22 protein-coding genes and 1 tRNA gene are annotated in these 24,375 nt (G+C 72.0%); 11 read left to right on the top strand and 12 right to left on the bottom strand.

From position 1 onward, the window contains the following. Nucleotides 1–159: 159 nt before the first annotated feature. The 3 genes from OG702_RS22465 (at nucleotide 160) to OG702_RS22455 (ending at nucleotide 2,208) form a co-directional block, all read left to right on the top strand. Nucleotides 160–678, top strand: coding sequence for a GNAT family N-acetyltransferase (locus tag OG702_RS22465; protein WP_327290715.1), 519 nt, complete (start codon nucleotides 160–162; stop codon nucleotides 676–678). Nucleotides 679–784: 106 nt separating this feature from the next. Further along, a complete protein-coding gene (locus OG702_RS22460) occupies nucleotides 785–1,570 on the top strand; it encodes a dioxygenase family protein (RefSeq protein WP_327290714.1) in 786 nt (261 codons plus the stop codon). A 20-nt stretch (nucleotides 1,571–1,590) separates the two neighbouring features. Next, a complete protein-coding gene (locus OG702_RS22455; protein WP_327290713.1) occupies nucleotides 1,591–2,208 on the top strand; it encodes a hypothetical protein in 618 nt (205 codons plus the stop codon). Between the two features lie 168 nt (nucleotides 2,209–2,376). Here the strand turns inward: OG702_RS22455 and OG702_RS22450 are convergent, their stop codons facing one another. Then, entirely contained in the window at nucleotides 2,377–3,885 is a 1,509-nt protein-coding gene (locus OG702_RS22450; RefSeq protein WP_327290712.1) for an MFS transporter, read from the bottom strand. Nucleotides 3,886–4,110: 225 nt separating this feature from the next. Continuing rightward, a complete protein-coding gene (locus OG702_RS22445) occupies nucleotides 4,111–4,764 on the bottom strand; it encodes a TetR/AcrR family transcriptional regulator (protein WP_327290711.1) in 654 nt (217 codons plus the stop codon). Nucleotides 4,765–4,975: 211 nt separating this feature from the next. On the opposite strand from OG702_RS22445, the gene OG702_RS22440 reads away from it, so the two are divergent. Continuing rightward, nucleotides 4,976–5,461 (top strand): MarR family winged helix-turn-helix transcriptional regulator, encoded by a 486-nt coding sequence (locus tag OG702_RS22440; protein ID WP_327290710.1) that lies wholly within the window; start codon nucleotides 4,976–4,978, stop codon nucleotides 5,459–5,461. A gap of 73 nt (nucleotides 5,462–5,534) precedes the next feature. Here OG702_RS22440 and OG702_RS22435 read toward each other — a convergent pair whose 3' ends face one another. Further along, nucleotides 5,535–6,365, bottom strand: a complete 831-nt coding sequence (locus tag OG702_RS22435; RefSeq protein ID WP_327290709.1) for an ABC transporter ATP-binding protein — start codon at nucleotides 6,363–6,365, stop codon at nucleotides 5,535–5,537. Nucleotides 6,366–6,437: 72 nt separating this feature from the next. Beyond that, nucleotides 6,438–7,946, bottom strand: coding sequence for an MFS transporter (locus tag OG702_RS22430; protein ID WP_327290708.1), 1,509 nt, complete (start codon nucleotides 7,944–7,946; stop codon nucleotides 6,438–6,440). A gap of 549 nt (nucleotides 7,947–8,495) precedes the next feature. Here OG702_RS22430 and OG702_RS22425 point away from each other — a divergent pair. Next, nucleotides 8,496–9,677: a hypothetical protein gene (locus OG702_RS22425; RefSeq protein ID WP_327290707.1), complete on the top strand. Its 1,182-nt coding sequence runs from the start codon at nucleotides 8,496–8,498 to the stop codon at nucleotides 9,675–9,677. A gap of 15 nt (nucleotides 9,678–9,692) precedes the next feature. On the opposite strand, the gene OG702_RS22420 is transcribed toward OG702_RS22425, so the two are convergent. The 3 genes from OG702_RS22420 to OG702_RS22410 all read right to left on the bottom strand — a co-directional run bounded on the left by OG702_RS22420 (nucleotide 9,693) and on the right by OG702_RS22410 (nucleotide 11,956). Next, nucleotides 9,693–10,331: an FMN reductase gene (locus tag OG702_RS22420; RefSeq protein WP_327290706.1), complete on the bottom strand. Its 639-nt coding sequence runs from the start codon at nucleotides 10,329–10,331 to the stop codon at nucleotides 9,693–9,695. Next, nucleotides 10,328–11,419: an LLM class flavin-dependent oxidoreductase gene (locus tag OG702_RS22415; protein WP_327290705.1), complete on the bottom strand. Its 1,092-nt coding sequence runs from the start codon at nucleotides 11,417–11,419 to the stop codon at nucleotides 10,328–10,330. The genes OG702_RS22420 and OG702_RS22415 overlap by 4 nt, the downstream gene beginning before the upstream one ends. Before the next feature lie 75 nt (nucleotides 11,420–11,494). Beyond that, nucleotides 11,495–11,956 carry a hypothetical protein gene (locus OG702_RS22410; RefSeq protein WP_327290704.1) on the bottom strand — a complete coding sequence of 154 codons (462 nt, stop codon included), beginning with the start codon at nucleotides 11,954–11,956 and terminating at the stop codon, nucleotides 11,495–11,497. 254 nt (nucleotides 11,957–12,210) lie between these two features. Between OG702_RS22410 and OG702_RS22405 the strand changes: the two genes are divergently transcribed. After that, nucleotides 12,211–12,283 (top strand) — tRNA-Arg (locus OG702_RS22405). 201 nt (nucleotides 12,284–12,484) lie between these two features. Here OG702_RS22405 and OG702_RS22400 read toward each other — a convergent pair. Then, the gene (locus OG702_RS22400) at nucleotides 12,485–13,240 is read right to left on the bottom strand and encodes a DUF4328 domain-containing protein (protein ID WP_327290703.1); all 756 of its coding nucleotides are present in this window, start codon (nucleotides 13,238–13,240) and stop codon (nucleotides 12,485–12,487) included. A gap of 287 nt (nucleotides 13,241–13,527) precedes the next feature. Here OG702_RS22400 and OG702_RS22395 point away from each other — a divergent pair, with 287 nt between their 5' ends. Next, complete coding sequence (locus OG702_RS22395) at nucleotides 13,528–14,478, top strand: pseudouridine synthase (protein WP_327290702.1); 951 nt, start codon at nucleotides 13,528–13,530, stop codon at nucleotides 14,476–14,478. 7 nt (nucleotides 14,479–14,485) lie between these two features. Here the strand turns inward: OG702_RS22395 and OG702_RS22390 are convergent, their stop codons facing one another. Further along, entirely contained in the window at nucleotides 14,486–15,295 is an 810-nt protein-coding gene (locus OG702_RS22390) for a VOC family protein (RefSeq protein ID WP_327290701.1), read from the bottom strand. A 238-nt stretch (nucleotides 15,296–15,533) separates the two neighbouring features. On the opposite strand from OG702_RS22390, the gene OG702_RS22385 reads away from it, so the two are divergent. Next, on the top strand, nucleotides 15,534–15,737 hold the full coding sequence (locus OG702_RS22385; protein ID WP_327290700.1) for a hypothetical protein: 204 nt from the start codon (nucleotides 15,534–15,536) through the stop codon (nucleotides 15,735–15,737). Between the two features lie 97 nt (nucleotides 15,738–15,834). On the opposite strand, the gene panD is transcribed toward OG702_RS22385, so the two are convergent. Beyond that, nucleotides 15,835–16,263 carry an aspartate 1-decarboxylase gene (gene panD, locus OG702_RS22380; RefSeq protein WP_327290699.1) on the bottom strand — a complete coding sequence of 143 codons (429 nt, stop codon included), beginning with the start codon at nucleotides 16,261–16,263 and terminating at the stop codon, nucleotides 15,835–15,837. Between the two features lie 186 nt (nucleotides 16,264–16,449). Further along, nucleotides 16,450–18,363, bottom strand: coding sequence for an FUSC family protein (locus OG702_RS22375; protein ID WP_327290698.1), 1,914 nt, complete (start codon nucleotides 18,361–18,363; stop codon nucleotides 16,450–16,452). 117 nt (nucleotides 18,364–18,480) lie between these two features. Between OG702_RS22375 and OG702_RS22370 the strand changes: the two genes are divergently transcribed. From OG702_RS22370 to OG702_RS22360, 3 genes are all read left to right on the top strand, one after another. Next, nucleotides 18,481–18,915: a MarR family winged helix-turn-helix transcriptional regulator gene (locus OG702_RS22370; protein WP_327290697.1), complete on the top strand. Its 435-nt coding sequence runs from the start codon at nucleotides 18,481–18,483 to the stop codon at nucleotides 18,913–18,915. A gap of 127 nt (nucleotides 18,916–19,042) precedes the next feature. Continuing rightward, nucleotides 19,043–19,255: a heavy-metal-associated domain-containing protein gene (locus OG702_RS22365; protein WP_327290696.1), complete on the top strand. Its 213-nt coding sequence runs from the start codon at nucleotides 19,043–19,045 to the stop codon at nucleotides 19,253–19,255. A gap of 44 nt (nucleotides 19,256–19,299) precedes the next feature. Continuing rightward, entirely contained in the window at nucleotides 19,300–21,591 is a 2,292-nt protein-coding gene (locus OG702_RS22360; protein ID WP_327290695.1) for a heavy metal translocating P-type ATPase, read from the top strand. A gap of 347 nt (nucleotides 21,592–21,938) precedes the next feature. On the opposite strand, the gene OG702_RS22355 is transcribed toward OG702_RS22360, so the two are convergent. Next, nucleotides 21,939–23,864, bottom strand: a complete 1,926-nt coding sequence (locus OG702_RS22355) for a D-alanyl-D-alanine carboxypeptidase family protein (protein ID WP_327290694.1) — start codon at nucleotides 23,862–23,864, stop codon at nucleotides 21,939–21,941. Between the last annotated feature and the right edge of the window lie 511 nt (nucleotides 23,865–24,375).

Genomic DNA, 24,375 nt, shown 5'->3' with positions numbered 1-24,375 from the left:
GGCGCAGCCGATCTGTTGGCTGCCGTAGCTCTACGGCTCTGCTGTGCGCTTTCCCCGTCCGCTCGGGATAACGACTGGAATCCGGACACAATTCCCATGTCGTCACCTATTTTTTATGATCATGCAGTACCCTGTCTCACCACATTGAGAGGTCATGTCATGCCGGAACGCATGGACGTCCAGGTCAGAGCGGGTAACGAGGGCGATCTGGCGGGCCTCACCGACATTTACAACCACTACATCCGTGAGACGCCGATCACTTTCGACGTCAGCCCCTTCACCCCCGACGAGCGCCGCCCCTGGTTGCTCTCCCACCCGGAAGACGGCCCGCACCGCCTCTTGGTTGCTCAGTCGGGCGGTGACGGGCGGATTCTGGGCTACGCGACCAGCAGCCCGTTCCGCCCCAAGGCCGCCTATGCGACGTCCGTGGAGACCACCGTCTACCTGGCGCCGGATGCCAGCGGGCAAGGCGTCGGCACGCGGCTGTACACGGCGCTCTTCGAGGCGCTGGCCGGCGAGGACCTGCACCGGGCGTACGCGGGCGTGACACTGCCCAACGAGGCGTCCCTACGCATTCACCAGCGTTTCGGGTTCCAGCAGATCGGGGTGTACGAGGAGGTCGGCCGGAAGTTCGGCACCTACCACGACGTGGCGTGGCTGGAGAAGCGGTTGAGCTGAGCGGTGCCTCGTCGGCGAAGAGCCGCGGTAGGGGCACCAGTGTTTGAAGGTTCAATCAGGCAGCGCTACCGTCCTCCCGTACGCTTGAACATTCAAGGAGGGCGCCATGACCGCAGCCGCCGTGGAGCGCATGCCCGCGCTCTACCTCTCTCACGGCGCCCCGCCGCTCGCGGACGACCCGGTGTGGCCGGGGCAGCTCGCCGCCTGGGCGGCCGGTCTGCCGCGGCCTCGAGCGGTGCTGGTCATCTCCGCGCACTGGGAGGACGCCCCGCTGGCGATCGGCGCCACCACCACGGTGCCCCTGGTGTACGACTTCTGGGGTTTTCCGGAGCACTACTACGAGGTAACGTACCCGGCGCCGGGCGCGCCCGCGCTGGCCGAGGACGTGCGCAAGCTGCTGCGCCGGGCCGGCAACCCCGTGCAGGACGTACCGGACCGCGGCCTGGACCACGGTGCGTATGTGCCGCTGGTAGAGATGTTCCCCCGGGCGGACATCCCCGTACTGCAGGTCTCGATGCCGACACTGGATCCGGCCGGACTGCTGGAGATGGGCCGCCGGCTCGCGCCGCTGCGGGACGAGGGCGTGCTGATCGTCGGCAGTGGCTTCTTCACCCACAATCTCGCCGCCCTGCGCCATGCCGGCCCCCAGCCGCCGGCATGGTCGGCGGAATTCGACGACTGGGGGCAGCGAGCGCTGGACGCTCAGGATGTCGACGCGCTGCTGGACTTCGAGCACACCTCGCCGGCTGGTCGGCTGGCGCACCCACGAACCGAGCACTTCGCCCCACTGTTCGTTACGCTCGGCGCCGCCGAGTCCGATCTCGGCAGCCAGCGCAGCATCATCGACGGATTCTGGATGGGGCTCGCCAAGCGCTCCGTCCAGCTCGGCTGAACAGGAAGACACCTCACCTCATGCCCCAGCACAAACGACGCATCGCGATCGGCGTGGCCGTCCTGGCCGGCGCTGTGACCCTGGCCGCGTGCGGCTCCGACAGCAAGGAGGACACGGCCGCCACCGCGAGTGCCGCCGGCGGCGACAACAAGCCGGCCGCGTCGTCGGTGAACTGGCCAGCGCCCCCCGACGCCAGCGCGCGGGTGAAGGCGGCGGGGCTGCCGATGCTCGGGCAGGAGGGCCAGGTGCTGCACATCCACAGCCACCTGGACGTGTTCGTGGACGGCAAGGCGGTGACCGTACCCGCCGAGGTCGGCATCGACGTCCCCAAGCAGCAGATCAGCCCGCTGCACACGCACGACACCTCGGGCGTCGTGCACATCGAGTCGCCCGTGGAGGCCGAATTCACCCTCGGGCAGTTCATGACCGAGTGGAACGTGCCGATCGGCAACGACGTCCTCGGCACGTTCAAGACCGGCGGTGGCAAGGAACTGCACGTCTTTGTCAACGGCAAGGAGCAGACCGGCGACCCCGCCTCGATCAAGCTGGCCGCCCACGAGGAGATCGCCGTCGTCTACGGCGCACCGGCCGACAAGGTGCAGGTGCCCTCGGCGTACAACTGGCCGGAGGGCTTGTAGGAAGAACCGCCCGCGGGCTCGTTGCTGCGCGACATCCGGATCTTCGTACGGCCGTCGGTACGACGAAACGACAGATCCCCACTCTTCCGAGCGAACGGAAGCAGCGGGGACCTGTCATCGCTACGACGAGGAACGGTCGCACTGGTCGGCGGTCGTAGCGTCCTACGGTCAGTGGGCGATGACCGGGACCGCGAAGTCGTCGGCCGGCTGGTCGCCGTCGACGCGCTCCGGGCCGCTCTGGACGCCGGCGTTGACCAGGACGAAGGCCAGGACCGAGGAGAGCACCAGGATCGCCGTCGCCCAGTAGATGGCCACGGAGTAACCGTGCACCAGCGACCGGTCGACGAACAGCTCGTGCGTGAGGTCGCCCTTCGCGGCCAGGTGCGCGGACACCCAGGTCGCGGACGCGCTGGTGGCCAGGGTGTTCAGCAGAGCGGTGCCGATGGAGCCGCCGACCTGCTGGGAGGTGTTGACCATGGCGGAGGCGACACCGGCGTCCTCCGGCCGCACGCCGTGCGTGGCCAGGCTCATCGCCGGCATGAAGGCCGTACCCATGCCGAGGCCCATGAGGATCAGGCCCGGCAGCAGCACCGAGGCGTAGGACGAGTCGACCTTGATCTGCGCCAGGATGAGCATGCCGACCGAGGCGACCAGGAAGCCGGGAGCCATCAGCAGCCGCGGGCGGACCCGCAGCATCAGCCGGGTGCCGATCTGGGTGGAGCCGACGATCATGCCGCCGATCATGGGCAGGAAGGCGAAGCCCGACTTGATGGCCGAGTAGCCCAGCACCAGCTGCAGGTAGTAGGTCAGGAAGAGGAACAGGCCGAACATGCCGATGATGGCCAGACCCAGCGACAGGTAGACACCGCCGCGGTTGCGGTCGGTCACGACGCGCAGCGGCAGCAGCGGGGCGGCGACGCGGCTTTCGACGTAGACGAAGGCCGCAAGCAGCAGCACCGATGCCACGAACAGGCCGAGGGTGATGCCGGACGTCCAGCCGTCGCTGTCCGCGCGGGTGAAGCCGTAGACGAGGGCGACCAGACCGGCGCTGACCAGGATGACCCCGGGGATGTCCAGACGGTTGCGGTTGTGGCCCTGGGCCGGCTCGCGGATGACCGTGATGGCGCCGATGACGGCGACCGCGGCGAAGAGGATGTTCACGAAGAGCGCCCAGCGCCAGTTCAGGGCCTGGGTGAGGACTCCGCCGAGGATCAGCCCGACTGCGGCGCCGGCGCCGGCGATGGCACCGTAGATGCCGAAGGCCTTGGCGCGCTCCTTGGCGTCGGTGAAGGTCACCGCGAGCAGGGACAGTGCGGCGGGTGCCAGCAGAGCACCGAAGGCGCCCTGGAGGGCGCGGGCGCCGAGCAGCATCGGGGTGTTCACCGCGGCGCCGCCGATGGCGGAGGCGACGGCGAAGCCGAGCAGGCCGACGATGAAGGTGTTCCTGCGTCCCCACAGGTCCGACACCCGGCCGCCGAAGAGCAGTAGGCCGCCGAAGGCGAGGGTGTAGGCGGTGATGACCCACTGCTTGTTGCCGTCGGAGATCCCAAGGTCGGCCTGGGCGGACGGCAGTGCGATGTTCACGATGGTCGCGTCGAGTACGACCATCAGCTGGGCTATCGCGATGAATATCAGCGCTGTCCAGCGCTTCGGATCGGGCTGAGGTGTTTCAGGCATTGCTGGTCTCACTAATCGGTGCGGAGTGACAGGACGTGGGGACGTGTGTCAGCGAGGGGCCCGGCACCGTACTGCGGCGGTGGATCGGGGCCGGAGTCCTTACCGGTCTTCGGTTCGGCTCCGGCTCTGCTCAAGCGGGATGAGCGGCTGACTCGGGCTGTGCGGGCTCGCGGACGCGGCGAACCCGACTACGCTATAACCCGATTGAAGGGCATTGCGAACGGTTTATGACGGACGGAATTGCAGTTCCTCCAGGGTCGCGGCAGTCCCGACGAGCACCGAGCGCGCGGGCGCGCGGAGACCGTCGAGAAACAGTTGCAGGTGGCGACGGACGAAACGGTCGAAGCCCGCACAGCAGGTGCCCGGTAGTGGCCGGGTGAGCTGCGTCACGGCGGCCATCAGGTCACCGACGGCGATGTCGGTGCGCAACTGGCCGGCGCGCTGGGCGCGTTCGATGAGGGCGCGGATCGATCGTTGCATCTGTTCGACCTGGCTGACGACCGCGGGGTCCTGACGGTCGAAAACATCGGAGAGCAGCGGGCACAGGGCGCCGATCCGCTCATCCGCCGCTTCGAGGACGAAACGGCAGAGCGCGGCGAACGCGTCCGGCTCTACCAGGGCGTCCTCGGCGCGTTTCACTGTACGGGCCACCACTGACAACGTGACCTGACGGATCAGTTCGGCGCGGTCGGTGAAGTGCCGGTAGAGCGTGGCGTTGCCCACGCCCGCCCTGCGGGCCACCTCGTCGAGCGGGACGTCGGGGCCGAGTTCGACGATCGCCTCGCGGGCCGCGGCGATGATGCGTTCGCGGTTACGGGTGGCGTCGGCCCGCAGTCGCACGGCTCGTGGCGGCACGGTGGTCTGCAGGTCGAGCGGCACTGGCGGACTCCCCCCGGTCTGGTGAATGGCATGGGCCGGACATCGCGTGGAGATGGGAAGTCGATCTCCATCCCCACGTCAGCACACTAAACGGGGAGCAGTTCCCCGGATATTTCGGGGTGGCCGCGTGACCTGCGTCACGACCGGGCGGGGGGCGTAGCACCGTTGGGCGTGCCGCTAGGTTATTGAAGCTTCAAGAAGTGCACGTACCATGAACGCCATGACATGGCTGACCGAAGAGGAGCAGGCGACCTGGCGGGCGTTCGTGCACGCCACGACCCTGCTCGAAGATCACCTCGACCGTCAGCTGCAGCGGGACGCCGGTATCCCGCACATGTACTACGCGCTGCTGAGCACCCTGTCCGAGACGCCCGGCCGCAAGATGCGCATGACCGAGCTGGCCCAGCAGACCAAGATCACCCGGTCCCGGCTGTCGCATGCCGTCGCCCGCCTGGAGGGCAACGGCTGGGTACGCCGCGAAAACTGTCCTACCGACCGCCGCGGGCAGGTGTGCGTGCTGACCGACTCGGGCTACGCGGAGCTGGTGCGCACCGCGCCCGGACACGTCGCCGCGGTCCGTGCCGCGATCTTCGACCGGCTCACCGCCGAGCAGAACCTGCGGCTCGGCGAGATCTCGCGCATCCTCGCCGAGGGGTTGCACGAAGCGGACGGCGCGGACGTGCCCTGGCTGCGCTGAAGGTTGCGCGGCGCAGTCAATACCGGGTCCCGCACGTCACCTGCCGGGGTGAGTGTGCGGCATCGGGCCGAGGTCACGGCGTCGCCGGCCGTACGCGTCCGGAGCGCGCCAGCCACCGCCCGTCGTGCCGGCTCACCTCGATCGGACGACCGAAGCACTGCGTCATCCACTCTGCGGTGAGCACCTGCTCCGCCGGGCCGGAGCTCAGCACCCGGCCCTCCTTGAGCAGCAGCACGTGGCTGATCGCCGGTGACAGCTCCTCCAGGTGGTGGGTGACGGTGATGGTGGCCAGCCCCGCTCTGGACGTCGCGAGGCCGTGCATGGCGTCGACGAGGTCCTCGCGGGACGGCAGGTCCAGGGCGTTGAACGGTTCGTCGAGCAGCAGCAGCGACGGGTCGGCCATCAGCGCCCTGGCCACCAGGATGCGGGCGCACTGACCCCCGGAGCAGACGCCGTAGGCCCGCTCGCCGAGCTCCTTGATCTCCAGTTCGGCGAGCAGGGCGGCGGCCCGGTCGCGCACCTGGCTGTCGTACTTGCGCCACAGTGGCTGCACGGTGCCGGTGTGGCCGGTCAGGACCACGGTGTGCGCGGTGGCGTCGAGCGGCACCTTCTGCGCCGAGGAGACCAGGCCGATGTGCGCACGCAGTTCGCGCATGTCGACCCGGCCGAGGCGGTGGCCGAGGACGTCGACCGTGCCGGTGGTCGGGTGCATGAGGGCGCCGATCAGCCGCAGGACCGTGGTCTTGCCCGCGCCGTTCGCGCCGAGCAGCGCCCAGTGCTGGCCGGCGCGCACGGTCCAGTCGATGTCGTCGAGGATCGCCTGGCCGGTGGTGTGGCGACGCACGCTGACGCCGTCCAGTACGGCGACGGCGGAAGGCGCGGCACCTGCCGCGTTGGCTGTCATGGCCGAACGATAGCTGTACCTACCAACTTTATGCCGACCGTTCCCATGATGTGGATACGGCGCCGGCGCGGGTCACATGGCGCCCGGCGGCGCGTCGCCCCCTGGTGCGTTTCCGCCGACGCGCGGCGGGCCGGGCCGGAAGAGCAGGAAGGTGGCCACGGAGCCGAAGACGAAGAATCCGGCCGACCACCAGTACGCGACGGAATAGCTGTGCAGTTGCGCCTGTCCGACCGCGGCCGGCGTCGGGCGGCGGCCGGCCAGGTAGTTGGTGGCCGCGCTCGTGGCGAGGGTGTTCAGCAGTGAGGTGCCCACGGAGCCGCCGACCTGCTGGCTGGTGTTCACCATGGCGGACGCGACACCGGCGTCACGCGGCTTCACGCCAGCGGTGGCGAGATTCATCGAGGTGGCGAAGATCAGGCCCAGGGCGAGCCCCAGCAGGAGCAGCGGCGGCATGACGTGGCCCGCGTACGTGCTGTTGCGGTCCAGCGCCGTCAGCCAGGCCATGGCGCCGCCGGCGAGCAGCATGCCGGTGGGAACGATCGGTTTGGCGCCGAACGACGGCACCAGCACATTGGTCGTCGTCAAGGACGTGGCCACCAGCACCGCCACCATGGGCAGGAAGGCGAGACCGGTCGTGATCGGCGAGTACCCGAGCGTGCGCTGCAAGTAGTACGTCAGGAAGAGGAAGACACCAAACATCCCGGCACCGGACAGGAAGATCGCAATGTACGACGCCCCGCGGTCACGGTCGCCGACCACCCGCATCGGCAGCAATGGATGCGGGGCACGCCACTGCCACCGCACGAAAGCCGCCAGCAGGACCGCTCCGGCCAACAGGAAGCCCCAGGTACTGACGGCGCTCCACGCGTGCCGTTGGGCGTCGGAGAAGCCGTAGACGATGCAGAACAGGCCGCCGGAGACGAGGAGCGTGCCGGGGATGTCGAGGTGGGGGCGGTCGGCCGGGGCGCCGGGACGCAGCAGTCGCATGCCGCCGACGAAGGCGATGACGGCGATGATCAGGTTGACGTACAGGCACCAGCGCCAGTCCAGGTATTCGGTGAGGACGCCGCCGAGCAGCAGCCCCACTGCGGCGCCCGCGCCGGCAATGGCGCCGTAGATACCGAAGGCCTTCGCCCGTTCCTTGGAATCGGTGAAGGTGGTGGTCAGCAGCGACAGGGCGGCGGGGGCGAGCACCGCGCCGAAGGCGCCCTGCAGGGCGCGGGCCATCACCAGGATCTCGAAGTTCGGCGCCCCGCCGCCGATCGCCGAGGCCACCGCGAAACCGACCAGGCCGATCAGGAAGATCCGTTTCCGGCCGACGAGGTCGGCGAGCCGGCCGCCGAAGAGCAGCAGTGAACCGAAGGCCAGGGCGTAGGCGGTGATGACCCACTGGCGGTCGCCGTCGTTGAAGCCCAGGTCCCGCTGGGCGGAGGGCAGCGCGATGGTCACGATCGTGGCGTCAAGTACGACCATCAGCTGAGCGAGGCCGATCACGCACAGTATCCACCAGCGGCGGGCGGGGGGTTCGGAGAAGTCGTCCTGTCCGGAGGCTGCTGATGACTCGGAGGAGCTTCGGGCCATGGCGTGGGTCTCCTTTGCGCTGACGCGCATCTCCCCGGAATTGCCACGCTAGGTGCCGCTCAGCGGACCGCCACGCGGGACACCGCGGCCTTGCGGCCAGGGTGGGGATGCCGGGCAGGGAGGGACGGAATCCACCGCGACCGCCATCGGACGACCGTCCCTGGTGGCGATGACGGCCACGGAGTGTGGTGCTGCACCTGCACAACGATCACTACCGCGGGGTCGAAAGCACTAACGCACCCTCACCCGTTCGGCCTGACCCGGTGGGCGAACGGCGGTCGGCAGGTGTAGTCCCGCGGCCACTCGGGAGGGTGAGCGCCGCCGACACCCGTACGCAGCAGTTACGCGCGCGGCCGCGGCCGCGGGGCCGTTGGCTGGCGGGGAGGCAGTGGCCGCGCCCCGGCCCGGTGAGGGAGGACGCATATGGCGACGAGCGCGGACGGGCCGGCGGGAGACACCCCGCGACCGGCCGGCGAGCCGCTCGGCGCCGATGGACGCGATGAACTGCCTGCGCCGAGCAAAGATTTCTCGACGCGACCACGGTGGCGGATGGTTCTGTCCGCACTGCTGATCACACTGGCAGCCGTGCTCGCGCCGCTCAGCGCCATCGCTGTCTGGGTTGCCGACGAGATGGCGGACACCGACCGCTACGTGGCGACGGTGGCGCCGCTCGCCGGGAATCCCGACGTCCAGGACGCCGTGACCGACCGGGTGACCGACGCGGCCATGGCGAAGATCGACCTCGACTCCCTGCTGTCCAAGGTGGCTCCCGGCGACGAGCAGGACCTCAAAAAGGCCCTCGGCGGCCCGAGTGGGCCGATCACCGGGGCGATCAGGGACCTCGTGCGGCAGACGGTGGCGCGCTTCGTCGCGAGCGACGCCTTCGCCACGCTCTGGGACCAGCTGAACCGCCAGGCGCACGCGGCCTTCACCGGCGCGCTGACCGGTGACACCGACTCTCCGGTCAAGGTCAAGGGCGACGCCGTAGTCCTGGACCTCGCACCGGTCGTGGCGCAGGTCAAGCAGCGGCTGCTGGGACGCGGACTGGGCGTCGCGTCGCTCATCCCGGACGTGCGGACCGACTTCACCCTGGTGAAGTCCAGGGATGTGCAGCGGGTGAGAAACGGCTTCCGGATCCTGCAGGTGGCCGGGAACTGGCTGCCCGTCGTCACAGTGGCACTGGCGGTGGGCGGCGTGCTGCTCGCCGCGCACCGCCGGCGGGCGGTGGCCGCGGCAGGACTGGGCGTCGCCGCGGGATTGGCGGCGCTCGGGATCGGGCTGGCGATCTTCCGGTCCGTTTATCTCGATCATCTGGCCGGCAGCGGGAACGAGGCAGCCGCCGGAGCGATCTATGACCAGCTCGTACGTTTTCTGTGGGCGACCGTGCGGATGATCATCACTCTGGGAGTCGTGGTCGCGCTCGGGGCGTGGCTGAGCGGCGGCGGGCGCTGGGCAGGGCGCGTCACCGCCGCGTGGGTGAACGGGATCGCGGCGGTGCGGCAGTCGGTCGGGATCACGACGATCGGGCCGGTCGGGCCGTGGGTGCACCGCCACCGCCACCTGCTGCGGTGGACGGTTGTCGCCGGCGCGGCGCTCGCGCTGCTGCTGTGGCCCTACCCGACCGCGCGGGTCGTCATCTGGATCGCGGTGGTGGCGGTCGCCGTCCTGGCGGTCGTCGAATTCCTCGACGCCCGGCGTCAACCGGGCGCCGCAGGGGTGACTTCCGCGTAGCGGCGTCCCGCCGGCTCACTCCTTCGGGGCGAGGTCGGCGAGCTGCCGGTCGAACGGCGTGAACGTTTCCTCGGGCCTCGGGCGGGACGCCGGGCGTGCGGTGACCTGGGCGGCCAGTTCCGCCGCGGCACGGTCGATGCGCTGGGCGAGGGTGTCGTCGCCCGCTGCTCCCCAGTCCTCGGTCGCCGCATACACCGCCGTGGGCATCACGACCGCCCGCAGGTAGCTGAAGAGCGGCCGCATGGCGTGTTCCAGGACCAGGGAGTGGCGCGCGGTGCCGCCGGTCGCCGCGATCAGCACCGGAGTACCGGCCAGAGCATCTTTGTCGACAATGTCGAAGAACGACTTGAACAGGCCGCTGTACGACCCGGTGAAGACTGGGGTGACCGCGATCAGGCCGTCGGCGGCGGTGACCGCGTCGACGGCGTCGCGCAGCTGCGGGCCGGGGAAGCCGGTGACCATGTTCTGGGCGATCTCGTTGGCGATGTCGCGCAGCTCGACGACAAGCACCTCCACCTCCTCGCTACCGCCGGAATTGTCGACATCGCCGTCCGTGATGTGCTGCCGCGCCGCCGCGGTCAGCCGGTCGGCGAGCAGCCGGGTGGAGGAGGGTCGGCTGAGGCCGGCGGTGATCACGACGAGGCTCCTGGTCATGCGTCGACCTCCTGGGAGTCGCGGCGGGCGAGCAGCCCCTGGTGGGTGGGGCCTTCCGGTACGTTCGCCGGACGGCCCTTGGCGAATTCGCGGCGCAGGACGGGGACGACCTCCTCGCCGAGCAGGTCGAGCTGTTCGAGCACCGTGCGCAGCGGCAGTCCCGCGTGGTCCATCAGGAACAGCTGCCGCTGGTAGTCGCCGAAGGACTCGCGGAAGGCCAGCGTCTTGTCGATGACCTCCTGCGGCGACCCGACGGTCAGCGGCGTCTGGTCGGTGAAGTCCTCCAGGGACGGCCCGTGACCGTAGACCGGGGCGTTGTCGAAGTACGGCCGGAACTCGCGGACGGCGTCCTGCGAGTTCTTCCGCATGAACACCTGGCCCCCGAGCCCGACGATCGCCTGCTCGGGCGAGCCGTGGCCGTAGTACGCGTAGCGCTCGCGATACAAGCCGATGAGCTTCTTGAAGTGCTCCTTCGGCCAGAAGATGTTGTTGGCGAAGAAGCCGTCACCGTAGTACGCGGCCTGTTCGGCGATCTCCGGGCTGCGGATGGAGCCGTGCCACACGAAGGGCGGGACGGCGTCCAGCGGGCGCGGGGTGGAGGTGAAGGACTGCAGCGGTGTGCGGAACTTGCCGGCCCAGTCGACCGCGTCCTCGCGCCACAGCTTGTGCAGCAGGGCGTAGTTCTCCACGGCCAGCGGTATGCCCTGCCGGATGTCCTTGCCGAACCAGGGGTAGACCGGTCCGGTGTTGCCGCGGCCCATCATCAGGTCGACCCGGCCGTCGGCCAGGTGCTGGAGCATCGCGAAGTCCTCCGCGATCTTGACCGGGTCGTTGGTCGTGATGAGCGTGGTGGACGTCGAGAGGATCAGATGATCGGTCCGCGCGGCGATGTAGCCGAGCATGGTGGTCGGCGAGGAGGGGACGAAGGGCGGGTTGTGGTGCTCACCCGTCGCGAAGACGTCCAGCCCGACTTCTTCGGCCTTCTGCGCGATGGTGACCATCGCCTTGATCCGCTCGTGCTCGCTCGGCGTCCGTCCATTCGTCGGGTCCATGGTGACGTCACCGACTGTGAAGATTCCGAACTGCATCTCACCCACCGTCCAATTGGTTGACTCTTCAACCACTCGAACGAAGGGTACTCCCCAGCTATTCCCCGCCGCCGCTCAGCCGCCCGGACCCGCCTCCGCGGGCGGCCCGGAGGGCGCGGTGCCCGATCCGTGGAAGGCCACAGGGCCGACGTTCTGAGCCTGGACCACCCCGTGCTGGACGCCACCGCTGACGGTGTTGTTCACGATCGACGTCGCCTCGCGGGTCCGCACCGGCTCCAGCTCGGCGAGCAGCCGGCGCAGCTCCTCGGCGGCCGCCGGGTCCGCGCGGAGCGTACGGCGCAGCCGCGTACGCCACGCGGCCTCCACGTCGCCCGCCGCGAGGTCGTCGTCGGCGCCCCTGGCGGCGGCCAGCTCCTGGCGGGACTCCTCAAGCTCGGCGTCCACCGGGCCGGCCTCGCCGCCCCGGGCGAAGAACCGCGCGAGCCGGCCGCGCGCGTGGGCCCAGGCGTCCGAGGCCATCAGCCCGACCAGCGTCGTAGCCCCCGAGGTCGCCAGCGCCGCCAACTCCGCCTCCACCGTGCTCCCTTCCCGCCCGCGGCCGGGTCCGCCCGCGCGCCGTCCCACCGTAGGGCCGCCCGCGCGCGGCCGTGCCGCTCTTGCCTTCCCCCCGCAGAACACTGCGAACCCTCCCCGCACCCCGGCACCTCCACGCCGCTCGCCGCCCATCCGCTACCCTGTCCTTGGCCGCCGTCCGCGGCAGGCCAGGCCCCTTGCCAAGGCCGGACGACGCCTTTTTCCGAGCGCGCTCGTCCACGTCGTCCGCAAGCCCGGCCCCAGTAGCTCAGGGGATAGAGCACGGCTCTCCTAAAGCCGGTGTCGCAGGTTCGAATCCTGCCTGGGGCACAAACCGAAGTAGCTCTGACCAGCGGTTTCGTTGAGCGGTAGTGCGTAATGCGGCCCCGGACTCCTCGTCCGGGGCCTTCTGCGTGAGCGGTGCGTGAGCAGACGGGCTGCCGTCATGGGCCACACCGCGGAGCGCGGCACGAGCCGGGCCGCCGCCTCCGCGACGGCCAGGTCGGATTCCGGCAGCAGGCTCCGCTCGCGTCAAGCGCCGGCGATGTCCTGCCCGGGCGCCGGGAAGACGTGCGCCACCTGCGGCGATACGAGACCGCCCGCCGCTGCCCTCGCCCGCTGCTGCACGGTGACGGCGTGGACGACGAGGACTGCCGCGATGGCAGCGAGCAGGCCGAACACGCCGCTGACCACATCCGCGACCGCGTACGCGTGAGCGGAAACCGCTGCGACGTCAGTGTCGTAGTCCGCACGGTCCAGGAGGACGCCGTCGAGGATCGTTGGGAGTACGGCCACGCCCAGCGAGTTGCCCAGCCACAGCGCCCACCAGGAGTTCACCAGGACGGCCGTGACCAGGTTCCGGCTGTCGGGCAGGGCGCTGCCGCGGCGGATGTCGTGCGCGACCCGCAGGGGCATCCAGAGGGCAGCGACGGGTACGACCCAGCCGCCCACCGCCCACCCCTCGGCGACCTTCATCGCGCCTGGCGCGAAGGACTCGGCATTGAGCCGGCTGCGGCGGAACAACGCCACGAACGGGACGGCCACGGCCGCCAGCTGTGCGGGGGTCAACCAGGGCAGGACGTCGTGCCGGAGCCGGTCCACCCCGCGGATCTCCGCGGAGGTCACCGTCGAAGGACGGTGGATCATCGCGTCGGTCACCGACGCGATGTGCAGATTCATGACGACATTCGCGATGTCGCAGGCGAACGCGAGGCACAGCAGGGCCACGGTGACGGTGGCGAGCAGTCGGGCGTCGCGGTACGGCTTGGCAGGCAGGGTCGTTGACAAGGGATTCCTCGTCGGGCGTCACGGCGCCCGGTGCGGCCGTCGCAGCAACTTAGGGCCACGGCGGGCGCGCTGTCCAGGAGCCGGCTGTGAGCGACGCGTGAGCGGACGGACCGGCGGTGCCCGGCGCGCCGTACCCTGCATCCTGTCGCTCCGCTGAAGCCGGTGTCGCAGGTCGAAGCCTGCCTGGGGCACCCAACCTTCTTGTGTACGCCCGCCGGGCGGCGCCGAGCGCGCGCCGGCTGCGGCTCGCGGGGCGACCGTCGGACAGTGGAAGAGGTGTGGGACGCGTGGCTCGCAGGGCAGGCCGCCGGCCGCCGCCGTCACCGCTGCCGCAGCGCGCGGGGGTGGACGCCGTACGGCTGCGGCTGCCCGGGGACGGGGCGGCGCGCTGGGCGACGGTGCGGGAGCACCTGCTCGGGCGCTACGGTCCCGCTGTCGGTGCCGACCGGGTGGAGGCGATGCTCGCCGAGGGCAGGTTCGTGACGGCACACGGGCCGGTCGGGGCGGCGACGCCGTACGAGCCCGGCGGCTGGGTCTGGTTCCACCGCGACCGTGAGCCCGAGACCGAGGTGCCCTACGAGGTCCGCGTCGTGTACCGCGACGAGCGGATCGTCGTCGCCGACAAGCCGCACTTCCTCGCCACCACCCCCCGCGGCCGGCACATCGCGCAGACCGCGCTGACCCGGCTGCGGCAGGAGCTGGACCTGCCGCTGCTCTCCCCCGCCCATCGGCTGGACCGGCTCACCGCGGGCCTGGTCCTCTTCGTCGTACGCCCCGAGGACCGCGGCGCCTACCAGTCTCTCTTCCGCGACCGGCAGGTCCGCAAGGAGTACGAAGGCGTGGCCCGTCACGATCCGGCGGTGCGGCTGCCGCGGACCGTACGCAGCCGGATCGTCAAGGAGCGCGGGCGGATGGCGGCCGAGGAGCGGACCGACGGGCCGCCGAACGCCGAGAGCCGCGTCGAACTCCTCGGCCACCGCGACGGCCTCGGCCGCTACCTGCTGCTGCCCGCGACCGGGCGCACCCACCAGCTGCGGCTGCACATGAGCGGGCTGGGCCTGCCGCTGCTGCACGATCCGCTCTATCCGCGGCTGCTGCCGGAGGCCGCCGCGGAGGACTGGTCCCGGCCGCTGCAACTGCTGGCCCGGGCTCTGGAGTTCACCGACCCGCTGACCGGACGGGCGGTGCGCTTCGAGAGCCGCAGGCAGCTGGCCGAGTGGCCCGGCGGCGGCACCTGAGCCGCCGTCAGGCGGTCGGTGACACCGGATTGTCCGGCCGTGCCGCGTTCAGCACCGCGAAGAACGCACCTTCCGGGTCCCTGAGCAGCGCCAGCCTGCCGACGCCTGCCATGTCCGTGCCCGGCATCAGCACCGCACCGCCGCGCGCTGAGGCCTTGGCCACCGTCCCGTCCACGTCGGCCACCGCGAAGTACGGCTGCCAGTAGCTGGTGCCCTCGGGCAGCATGTCCGTGCCGAGCTGCATCAGCCCGGCGTGCGAGCCCTCCTGGCCGCCGCCGGCCCGGGAGGCCACCACATACGAGCCCGCGTCGCCGGGCAGCGGCATGTCCTCGTAGTCCCAGGCGAAGACGCTGCCGTAGAACTGCTTGGCCTTCGCCGAATCCGTCGTATAGAGCTCCACCCAGCACAGGGCGCCGGGGCCGACCCTGTCCAGCCCGCCGTTCGTCCCCGGCTCCCAGACCGCGAACTCGGCGCCGGCCGGGTCGGTGTAGCCGGCGAGGCGGCCCTGGTCGGCGACGGCCATCGGCGCGAAGCGGACGCTGCCGCCGGCCTGCTCGACGGCCTTGGTCGTCGTGTCGGCGTCGGGCGTGTGGAAGTAGACGGTCCAGGCGGGCTGGGCGTGCTCGTCCTGGAGCGGGCCGAGGGCGGCGACGGTCTCACCGTCCCGCTGGAACATCCCGTAGCCGCCCATCTCCGGTCCCGCCGACTGGAACTGCCAGCCGAACAGGTCGGCGTAGAAGGCGGCAGCAGCCGCGACGTCGCGGCTGCCCAGATCCACCCAGTTGGGCACGCCGGGCACATAGTCGTTGGTGAGCATGCTGGAACCTCCGTGGACCGAGTGATCGTGGGGTGATCGATCTGCCGGATTTGGACGCTGTGTCCTCCCTCACACTCAGCATGGCAGCAGGCACCGACAATCGGTGTTCCCACGCTCGGCCGGGGCGCGTTGGGCTGGTCAGAGGGGTGCACGGAGGCTGGCTGACCGTGGCGGGGCGGGTACGCGCGGTGGCCGGCCGATTCGGGGATTGTCAGTGCCCCCGTCTAGGGTGGTTCACATGTACGGGGGAAGTATCGATCAGGCGAACGCCGCTCTGCGCGCATATGTGCAGGAGCACGGCGACCGGCCGTGGACGGCCGAAGAGCTCGCGGAGCTGGCGCGGTTGCGTGCCCGCTGGACCGCTGCCGCTCGCGGCACCCGTGTCGGGATACGCCCGGTGTCCGGGCCGGTCATGGGTGCCGCGGTGGTGACGGCGGCGTAGCCTTCCGCGCGGCTGGCGCGGCCGGGTTCCGGCTGCCTTCCGGACTGCGTTCCCGCGCTGCGTTCTGGCGGTCCGTCAGCGGTCCGTCAGCGGTGTGTCAGACGGTCGCGCGGGCGGCCGCGTGCGGGGGGCGTACGGCGTCGCTGCCGGGGGCCGGTTCCGCGGTGTCGTCGCCCAGGGCGATGATCCGGTTCGCGGCGTCGACATGGACCACGGACGGCCGCAGGGCGCGGGCCTCCTTGTCATCGACCTGGGCGTAGCTGATCAGGATCACCAGATCGCCCGGGTGCACGAGGTGGGCCGCGGCGCCGTTGATCCCGATGACGCCGGAGCCGCGCTCGCCCTCGATGACGTAGGTCTCCAGGCGCGCGCCGTTGGTGATGTCGACGATGTGGACGAGCTCGCCCGGCAGCAGGTCGGCGGCGTCCATCAGGTCGGCGTCGATCGTGACGGACCCGACGTAGTGCAGATCCGCCTGGGTCACGGTGGCGCGGTGGATCTTCGACTTGAACATGGTGCGCAGCACGGTGCCGCCTCCTGGTGAATAGGTCGCGTCCCGCAGGGGGTACGCGCCGACCCGACCAGGGTAGAGGCCCGGATCCCGGTGCGGTGAGGGGTGGTGGGTGTAGTGCGCAATCTCTCAGGGCTCGCCCCCAGTGCGGGCGGTCCCGGGGATGGGCGTCGCGCGGTCCCGCTCAGCGGGGAGACGGTGTCAGGTGCGGGCCGGGAGCTGGTGGTAGAGGTCGGTCAGGGCCGCGTTCAGGCGGTGCAGGTGGGGTGGTGGTGCCGTGGTGGGCAGGCGGGGAGGCTCGGCGTCCGGGCGGTGGCCCAGACGGCGGCGGACCTGGCCGAGGTTGCCGGCGGTCAGGACGAGGTGGGCGCGGGCCGCCGCCAGGTCCGGCGGGGGTGTGGCGGCCAGCGCGCGGGCCTCGCGGACGCACTCCGCCAGCGTGTCCGCCCAGTCGGCGGCGTGCGGCGCCGCGCCCTCGGCGGCCCGGCGGCCGAGCAGGGCGCGGTGGGCCCGGGCGGAGGCCGCCGCGTCGCTGAGGTCGCGGGCCGCGCGGTCCAGGGCGCGGGCGAGCTTGCGCAGTGCGGCGGGTTCCGGGTGGGGCTGGCGCACCGCGGTGAGCAGGTCCTGCAGGATCTGCAGGGCGCGGGCCGCCCGGCCGCGCATGACCGTCTCCGTACGGAGTGGCAGCACGAAGTACGCGGCCAGGATCCCGCACGCCGAGCCGGCCAGGATGCCCTCGGGGCGTTGCAGGAGCAGGGCCGAGCCTTGCTCGCCGTTCAGCGAGTAGAGCACGGCCAGCAGGCTGGTCACGCAGAACGCCCACACCGCGTAGCTCACGTCGCGCAGCCATACGCCGACGAAGAGGTAGCAGAAGATCACCGCCACGGCCGCGGGCGGCACGCCCGCCACCAGATGGGCGAGCACCGTGCCGGTCACGGCGCCGCTGAAGGCGCCGGCCACCCGCAGTCCGCTGCGGTGGACGACGTCGCCGCGGGCGCGGGCGGCGCTGCACACGACGAAGGCCGTGATCACGGTCCACGTCCAGTGGTGGGGGAAGAGGAGGTGGCCGACGGCGAAAGCCGCGCCCATTGCGGCGGTCAACTGCACGCTGAGGCGGGTGTGCGGCTGCAGCCCCTTGCGAGCCGGGGGCCTGGCCGGTTCCGGCGCCGGGTGCTCCCGCGCTGGGACGGCCCGTACGGCGGCGGCCGCGGCCTCGACCTCGGCCAGGGCCCGGGTGAGGGCGCCGTCCGGCAGAACGGCGCCGGCAACGGGAGCGAAAGCGGGACCGGGACCAGCCCCAGGCCCCGGACCGGACGGGACGGCGTCACCCGCGGGCACGGGCCGTTGCTGCGGCACGGCGGCCGGCGTATGGGCCAGGACTTCCGCGTGGAGGACGGCCGCCGCCAGGTCCGCCAGGGCAGCGGAGGCGGCGACGGGGACGGCGGCGGCGTCGAGGCGGTCCTCGGCGGTCAGGGCCGCGCGGTGCAGGGCGAGGGCGGCGCGGGCGTGGCCCGGCGTGCCCGGCGCGAGGGCGCGCAGACGGCGGGCGGCCGGGATCAGGTCGCGGGCGGCCGCGGCGGCCTCGCGGGTGGGGCGGGCGGGCAGCACGGCCTGGGAGAGCAGGACGCAGACCACCGCGGTCGCCCCGGCCACGGCGCCCCACACCGGCCCGGTGGCCTTGGCGGCGCTCGGCGGTACGGGGACGACCATGACCGCGATGAGCGGGGTGAGGGCGAGCCGCCCCAGGCGTCGTACATGGCCGCCGAACCGCAGCAGATAGCGTGACGCGCCGACCGCGGCGACGTACATTGCCGCGCCCCACCAGGCGTGGTGCAGCATGAAACGCCCCACGTATCCGGCCAGCAGGCCGATCGCGGGGACGTACAGCAGAGCGGAGAGGCGATGCGCGAGGCTGGTCGCGTGCAGAGTGCGCGAGACCATGACGGCGACGACGGTCGCGATCACCACGATCCCGCCGGGCAGGTCCGCGGCCCTGCACATGGCCAGGGCGGCCAGCAGTGCGGCGAGCGCCGCCAGGATGGTGCGTGCGGCGGTCCGCAGCCGGACCCGCCCGGGGTCGAGCAGGCGCAGCCGGTCCGCCAAGGCCCGTCCCATCCGGTCACCATCCCCTACGCCTGGCGTACGACTGGACCGCCGGTCAGCCCGTCCCCAAGCCCGATCAGCAAGCCCCTCTGCCGAAGATAGTACGCCGAGCTTACGAAAATGGCCGCCATGTTTCCTCCCCCGCCACAAGACCCCGCAGCCGTGCTGCGCCGCGCGGTGAACCGGCTCAGCCGCCGGATGCGTGCCGAGCGGCAGCAGGACGGGCTGCCCAGCGGGCGGCTCGGCGTGCTCGCGCACCTCTACCGGTCGGGTCCGACCACGCCTGGCGCCATTGCCGCGGCCCTGCACGTGCAGCCGCAGTCGCTGACCAGGACGCTGGCCGCGCTGGCCGGGGACGGGATGGTGGGCAGGACCAGGGACGCGGCGGACGGGCGGCAGTACGTCGTCGAGCTGACCGAGCGCGGCTTCGCCGCCATGGCCCGCGACGTGCGCCACGGCGACGCCTGGCTGCGGGCGCGGATGGACGCCGAGCTGAACGAGACCGAGCGCGAGGTGCTGCGACTGGCCGCGGCCCTGCTGGACCGGCTGGCGGAGGACGAGTGACGGGTGGCGGGTCGTGAGCCGCGCCATACCCGCGGGGGGCGTTCGGGAAAATACCCCTAGGGGGTATAAGCTGAAGAGCGGAGCGACGGAACGAGCCGTCCTCGACCACCCGACGAGGAGCATGACCATGAGCGATGTCGTCTACTCGGTGTCCGGAATGAGCTGCGGCCACTGCGAGTCCGCGATCACCCGGGAGGTCACCGCGATCCCCGGCGTCACCTCGGTCAAGGCCGTCGCCTCGACCGGTCTGCTGACCATCGGCTCCGAACTGCCGGTGGACGAAGAGACGGTCAAGGCCGCGGTCGACGAGGCGGGCTACGCGCTCGTCGGGCGGGCCTGAGCGCACACGGCGAGGGGGGAGCGGCGAGGGGAGCGGAACCGGCGATGCACAGCGTGGACGTACGGCACGAGGACGGCGGCCTGCGGGCCGGCCAGTGGGTCGAACTGGAGATCGGCGGCATGACGTGCGCGTCCTGCGCTGCCAGGATCGAGAAGAAGCTCAACCGGATGGACGGCGTCACCGCCACCGTCAACTACGCGACCGAGAAGGCGAAGGTCGGCTATGACGACGGCGTCGTCGTCGGCGACCTGATCGCGACGGTCGAGGCCACCGGCTACACCGCCGCGCTCCCCCCGCCACCGATCGCCGACCGCACGTCCGGCCCTTCGGCCGTGCCCACCGCCGCCGACGCCGAACTGACGACGTTGCGGCAGCGGTTGACCACCGCGGTGGTACTGGCGGTCCCGGTGATCCTGCTGGCGATGGTGCCCGCCCTGCAGTTCGACAACTGGCAGTGGCTGTCGCTGACCCTCGCCGCGCCGGTCGTCGTCTACGCCGGCTGGCCCTTCCACCGCGCCGCCTGGACGAACCTGCGGCACGGCGCCGCGACCATGGACACCCTGGTCTCGGTGGGCACGCTGGCCGCCTTCGGCTGGTCGCTGTGGGCGCTGTTCTTCGGCGACGCCGGGACGACGGGCATGACCGACGCCTTCCGGCTGACCGTGTCCCGTGCGCAGGGCGGCAGCGAGATCTACCTGGAGGCGGCCGCCGGCGTCACCGCCTTCATCCTGGCCGGCCGCTACGTGGAGGCGCGCGCCAAGCGCCGGGCCGGCGCCGCGCTGCGGGCGCTGCTCGAACTCGGCGCCAAGGACGTGGCGGTGCTGCGGACCGGCGGTGAAGTGCGGATCCCGGTCGGCGATCTGGCGGTCGGTGACCGCTTCGTCGTCCGGCCGGGCGAGAAGGTCGCCACCGACGGGCTGGTGGTCGACGGCACGTCGGCCGTCGACGCGTCGATGCTCACCGGCGAGTCCGTACCGGTCGAGGTCGCTCCCGGCGACCGGGTCACCGGCGCCACCGTGAACGCCGGCGGGCGGCTGGTGGTGGAGGCCACCAGGGTCGGCGCCGACACCCAGCTGGCCCGCATCGCGCGGCTGGTGGCGGACGCGCAGAACGGCAAGGCGGCCGCCCAGCGGCTCGCCGACCGTATCTCCGGGGTCTTCGTGCCCGCCGTCCTCGTGCTCGCGCTGGGCACGCTGGCCGCCTGGCTGGCCCTCGGCGAGGGCGCGGAGGCGGCGTTCACCGCGGCCGTCGCCGTGCTGATCATCGCCTGCCCGTGCGCGCTCGGGCTCGCGACGCCCACCGCGCTCATGGTGGGCACCGGGCGCGGCGCCCAACTCGGCATCCTCATCAAGGGCCCCGAGGTCCTTGAATCGACCCGGGACGTCGACACCGTGGTGCTCGACAAGACCGGCACGGTCACCACCGGCGCGATGACGCTGACCTCGGTGCTGCTCGCGGACGGCGTCGAGGAGCGGGACGCGCTGCGGTTCGCGGGCGCCCTGGAGCACGCCTCGGAGCACCCGGTCGCACGGGCGGTCGCCGCCGGCGCCGCGGAACGCGTCGGGGCGCTGCCGGCCGCCGCCGACTTCACCAGCCTGCCGGGCCTCGGCGTCCAGGGTGTGGTGGACGGCCACGCGGTGCTCGTCGGGCGCGAGCGGTTGCTGCGCGAGCGCTCGCAGCCGCTGCCGCCGGAGCTGGTAGGCGCCAAGGCCGCCGCGGAGGCGGCCGGGTCCACGGTGGTGGCGGTCGGCTGGGACGGCAGCGCCAAGGCGTTGCTGGTCGTCGCCGACGCCGTCAAGCCGGACAGCGCCGAGGCCGTACGGCGGCTGCGCGCGCTCGGGTTGCGGCCGGTGCTGCTCACCGGGGACAACGCGGCCGTCGCCGCGGCGGTGGGCGCGGCGGTGGGCATCGCCGCGGAGGACGTCCACGCCGACGTCCTTCCCGAGGAGAAGGTCGCCGTCATCCGGCGGCTGCAGGCCGAGGGCCGCACGGTCGCGATGGTCGGCGACGGCGTCAACGACGCAGCCGCGCTGGCGCAGGCCGACCTCGGGCTCGCGATGGGCACGGGGACCGACGCGGCGATCGAGGCGGGTGATCTCACGCTCGTACGCGGGGATCTGCGCGTCGCGGCCGACGCGATCAGGCTGGCCAGGCGGACGCTCACGACGATCAGGTCGAATCTGTTCTGGGCCTTCGCCTACAACGTCCTGGCGCTGCCCCTGGCCGCGGCCGGGCTGCTCAATCCGATGATCGCGGGTGCCGCGATGGCTCTCTCGTCGGTCTTCGTCGTCGGCAACAGCCTGCGGCTGCGCGGGTTCGCGCCGCTCGCGGGCTGACCGGACCCCTTCCTGGACCAGCGGCCAGTTCCGCTGGGCGAACGCCGAGCCGCTGCCGGAGGTGCCCGCGGGGCCCGCGCGGGCCCCGCTCGCGGTCATCGGCGGCTGGGCCCAGCGCGCGGACGGCGCGGTGATCTGGGGGCTCCTCTCGGACCGCGGCGGAGGCGACTGGGGGTTCCCGGGGCCCCGTGCCCCTTCGAGCCGAGGCCGACCCGGGACCTTCTCCCGGTGGGTGGCTTGTCGCGCCGTTCCCCGCGCCCCTGGGGCCACTTGGCCTGGGCCCGGCACTTCGGGCTGAGCGTGCGGGGGCTGGTTGGGGGGCTCCCCGGGAGGGAGCCCCCAGGGGGTCAGAAGTGGGTGAGCTTGGAGGTGAAGGACGGGGATGCCAGGTCGGTGCTGAGGACCGCTGGGACGGAGACGCGGGCGGTGCCGCTGCCGATGGTGAGGGTGCCCACCACGGTGCCCGCCTTGGCGCTGTGGGGCAGGCCGCCGGCCCGCGGGGTGAGGGTGACGGTGGAGTGCAGGCCCGGCCAGCCCGCCGCGGTGAGGTCGGCGCCGGCGACGACCGGCGTCGAACCGCCGAGCCCGTCGTGCACCTCGCCCACGACCGCGCCCTTCGTGACGACCGTCGCGGACGTCAGTCCGCCCTGCACGGACGCGATGAGCTTCTGGCTGCGGTCGAGGGCCGTCTGCAGGCTGTCGTTGACGGTGGTGCCGCCGTGCTGCTGGAGGACGACGCCGAGGATCAACTGCTCCTTGCCGCCGGCCTTCTTGTTCGCCGCCCACATCAGGGCGCCGCCGGCCGGCGTGCTCGATCCGGTCTTGATGCCGACGACGCCGGGGTTCACCAGGTCGTTGTTGTTGTTGTAGATCTTGCCGACGCCGGGGACGGCGACGTTGGGGAGCGCGACGACCGAGCGGAAGACCTCGTTCTTCATCACCTCGCGGGCCAGCTTGAGCTGGTCGACGGCGGTGCTGACGGTGGTCTCCTCGAAGCCGCTGGCGCCGGTGTACGTGGTGTGGGTCATGCCCAGCGAGCCGGCCGCCGACGTCATCTTGGTGACGAATGCCTCCTGCGTGCCGGCGTCCCAGCGGGCGAGCAGCCGGGCGATGTTGTTGCCCGAAGGGACCAGCAGCAGTTGCAGCATCTGGCGCTCGGTGAACTTCTGGCCGGTCGTCACATGCGCGGTGGACTCCTCGGTGGACGAGGACTCGTTCGCCGCCTGCTTGTCGACGGTGATCTGCGGGCCGTTCTGCTTGCCGGTGAGCGGGTGGTCGCGCAGGACCACGTAGGCGGTCATCACCTTGGTGAGGCTGGCGATCGGCACCGGGTTCTGGGCGCCGTGCACGCCGAGCGAGCCGAGGCCCTCGACCTCGGCGACCGACTGCCCCTCGCCCGGCCACGGCATCACGCCGGGCAGCGGGGCGCCGGCGAAGGCGTACGAGGACGTGGTGGTCAGCTGGAGGCTGGTGGCGGGCAGCGGGCGTACGGCCTGGACGACGACGAAGATCACCGCGAGCAGGACGACCAGCGGGGTCCAGATCTTGAACCGCCGCGCCACGGTGCGCAGCGCGGTCTGCTTGGGGGGCGGGGTGTTGGTGAGCTGGGCGAGCAGCTTGAGCGGGGTGGCCCCGGTGCTGCCGGAGCCGGCCGGGAGCACCTGCGGCACCGGCATGGCCCGCGTGCCGTCGGGGCCGACGGCCTCGCCCCGTTCCGCGTCGGGTCCTGCGTCGGTGCCGGCCGGCGTCCCGGAGGCCGTGGAAGCCGCCCAGGCGGGCGTGGCGCCGGCCGCCGGGCGTCCGGTGCGTCCGACGGGCCGTTCGGCCGGGAGATCGGAGATCAGGGGCCGCAGCAGCGACTTGCGTACCGCCGCCCGGTGCACCCCGGTGTCCTCAAGTCCTGCGTCCGGCGCCTCCTGGGGGGTGTCCTCGGGGGCCTTCCCGGGCGCCTTCCCGGACCCGGCGGCGGATTCCGCTTCCGCTGCGGCCTCCGTAGCGGCCGGAGCCTGGGCGGGTGCGGCCTCCGTAGCGGCCGGAGCGTCCCCGGGTGCGTCCGCCGGAGCGGCCGGCGCCGCGTTCCCGGGCTCCTGCCCGGCCCCGGACGCCGGAGCGGAGACTTCACCCGCCCGGTCGCCCGCCGTACGGGCGCCCGCTTCGGCCACCGGAGTACGCCCCGGGGCGTCCTCGGGCGCGTCGGCGGCGGGGCCCTCCGGGGTGTCGTCCGGCGCGGATTCCTCCTCGGCGTCCGCCTCCTGAGTTGAGAGTTCACTCACCTCAGTCGCACCATCAGCCCCATCCACACCCTCGGCCCCAGCCACCGGATCACGATTCGGTTCCGTTTTCCGGGGCTCCGCCGCCGGGTCACCCGGGGTCGGCGGGGCGGCCGGCGTCGCCGCACCGGGGGTCCCGTCCACGACCGCGACGTCACCCGGCGTATCCTCGGCGGTACTTTCGGTGGATGCGACGGCGGTGCGCGAACGGGCGCCGGAGCCCGGCAGATCGACCGGTTCCGGGTCGTCCGGCCGGACGCCGCCCACAGGCGGGCCCTCGTGCCGGACGGGCGAGGCGTCCACCACAGCCGCCTCACGTGCCTCAACAGACGTCCGGAACACCACCAGTCTCGGATCCGCGGCCGGTGTGTCGGCCACCTCCCCCGACGTCCTGTGCTGCTGCTCCCTGCCGGGGGACTCGCCCGCCACGCAGACCTCCTCCACACATCGTTCGGGGCGCCCGATGACGCCCCTGCCCGTCCTGACCCTCATTCGCCATAGTCCCGCGACAGGA

The organism is Streptomyces sp. NBC_01198 (assembly GCF_036010485.1).
Classification (GTDB): domain Bacteria; phylum Actinomycetota; class Actinomycetes; order Streptomycetales; family Streptomycetaceae; genus Actinacidiphila.
Note: the sequence above shows the minus strand (reverse complement) of the source record. Positions and strands in the feature narration are given on the sequence as shown.

Excerpts from the sequence above, each read along its gene's own strand:
- OG702_RS22450 (WP_327290712.1), bottom strand. The coding sequence starts at position 3,885 with ATGCCTGAAACACCTCAGCCCGATCCGAAGCGCTGGACAGCGCTGATA.
- OG702_RS22420 (WP_327290706.1), bottom strand. The coding sequence starts at position 10,331 with ATGACCAGGAGCCTCGTCGTGATCACCGCCGGCCTCAGCCGACCCTCC.
- OG702_RS22430 (WP_327290708.1), bottom strand. The coding sequence starts at position 7,946 with ATGGCCCGAAGCTCCTCCGAGTCATCAGCAGCCTCCGGACAGGACGAC.
- OG702_RS22415 (WP_327290705.1), bottom strand. The coding sequence starts at position 11,419 with ATGCAGTTCGGAATCTTCACAGTCGGTGACGTCACCATGGACCCGACG.
- OG702_RS22435 (WP_327290709.1), bottom strand. The coding sequence starts at position 6,365 with ATGACAGCCAACGCGGCAGGTGCCGCGCCTTCCGCCGTCGCCGTACTG.
- OG702_RS22360 (WP_327290695.1), top strand. The coding sequence starts at position 19,300 with ATGCACAGCGTGGACGTACGGCACGAGGACGGCGGCCTGCGGGCCGGC.
- OG702_RS22455 (WP_327290713.1), top strand. The coding sequence starts at position 1,591 with ATGCCCCAGCACAAACGACGCATCGCGATCGGCGTGGCCGTCCTGGCC.
- OG702_RS22385 (WP_327290700.1), top strand. The coding sequence starts at position 15,534 with ATGTACGGGGGAAGTATCGATCAGGCGAACGCCGCTCTGCGCGCATAT.
- OG702_RS22390 (WP_327290701.1), bottom strand. The coding sequence starts at position 15,295 with ATGCTCACCAACGACTATGTGCCCGGCGTGCCCAACTGGGTGGATCTG.
- OG702_RS22375 (WP_327290698.1), bottom strand. The coding sequence starts at position 18,363 with ATGGGACGGGCCTTGGCGGACCGGCTGCGCCTGCTCGACCCCGGGCGG.
- OG702_RS22440 (WP_327290710.1), top strand. The coding sequence starts at position 4,976 with ATGAACGCCATGACATGGCTGACCGAAGAGGAGCAGGCGACCTGGCGG.
- OG702_RS22460 (WP_327290714.1), top strand. The coding sequence starts at position 785 with ATGACCGCAGCCGCCGTGGAGCGCATGCCCGCGCTCTACCTCTCTCAC.
- OG702_RS22365 (WP_327290696.1), top strand. The coding sequence starts at position 19,043 with ATGAGCGATGTCGTCTACTCGGTGTCCGGAATGAGCTGCGGCCACTGC.
- OG702_RS22370 (WP_327290697.1), top strand. The coding sequence starts at position 18,481 with ATGTTTCCTCCCCCGCCACAAGACCCCGCAGCCGTGCTGCGCCGCGCG.
- OG702_RS22425 (WP_327290707.1), top strand. The coding sequence starts at position 8,496 with ATGGTTCTGTCCGCACTGCTGATCACACTGGCAGCCGTGCTCGCGCCG.
- OG702_RS22465 (WP_327290715.1), top strand. The coding sequence starts at position 160 with ATGCCGGAACGCATGGACGTCCAGGTCAGAGCGGGTAACGAGGGCGAT.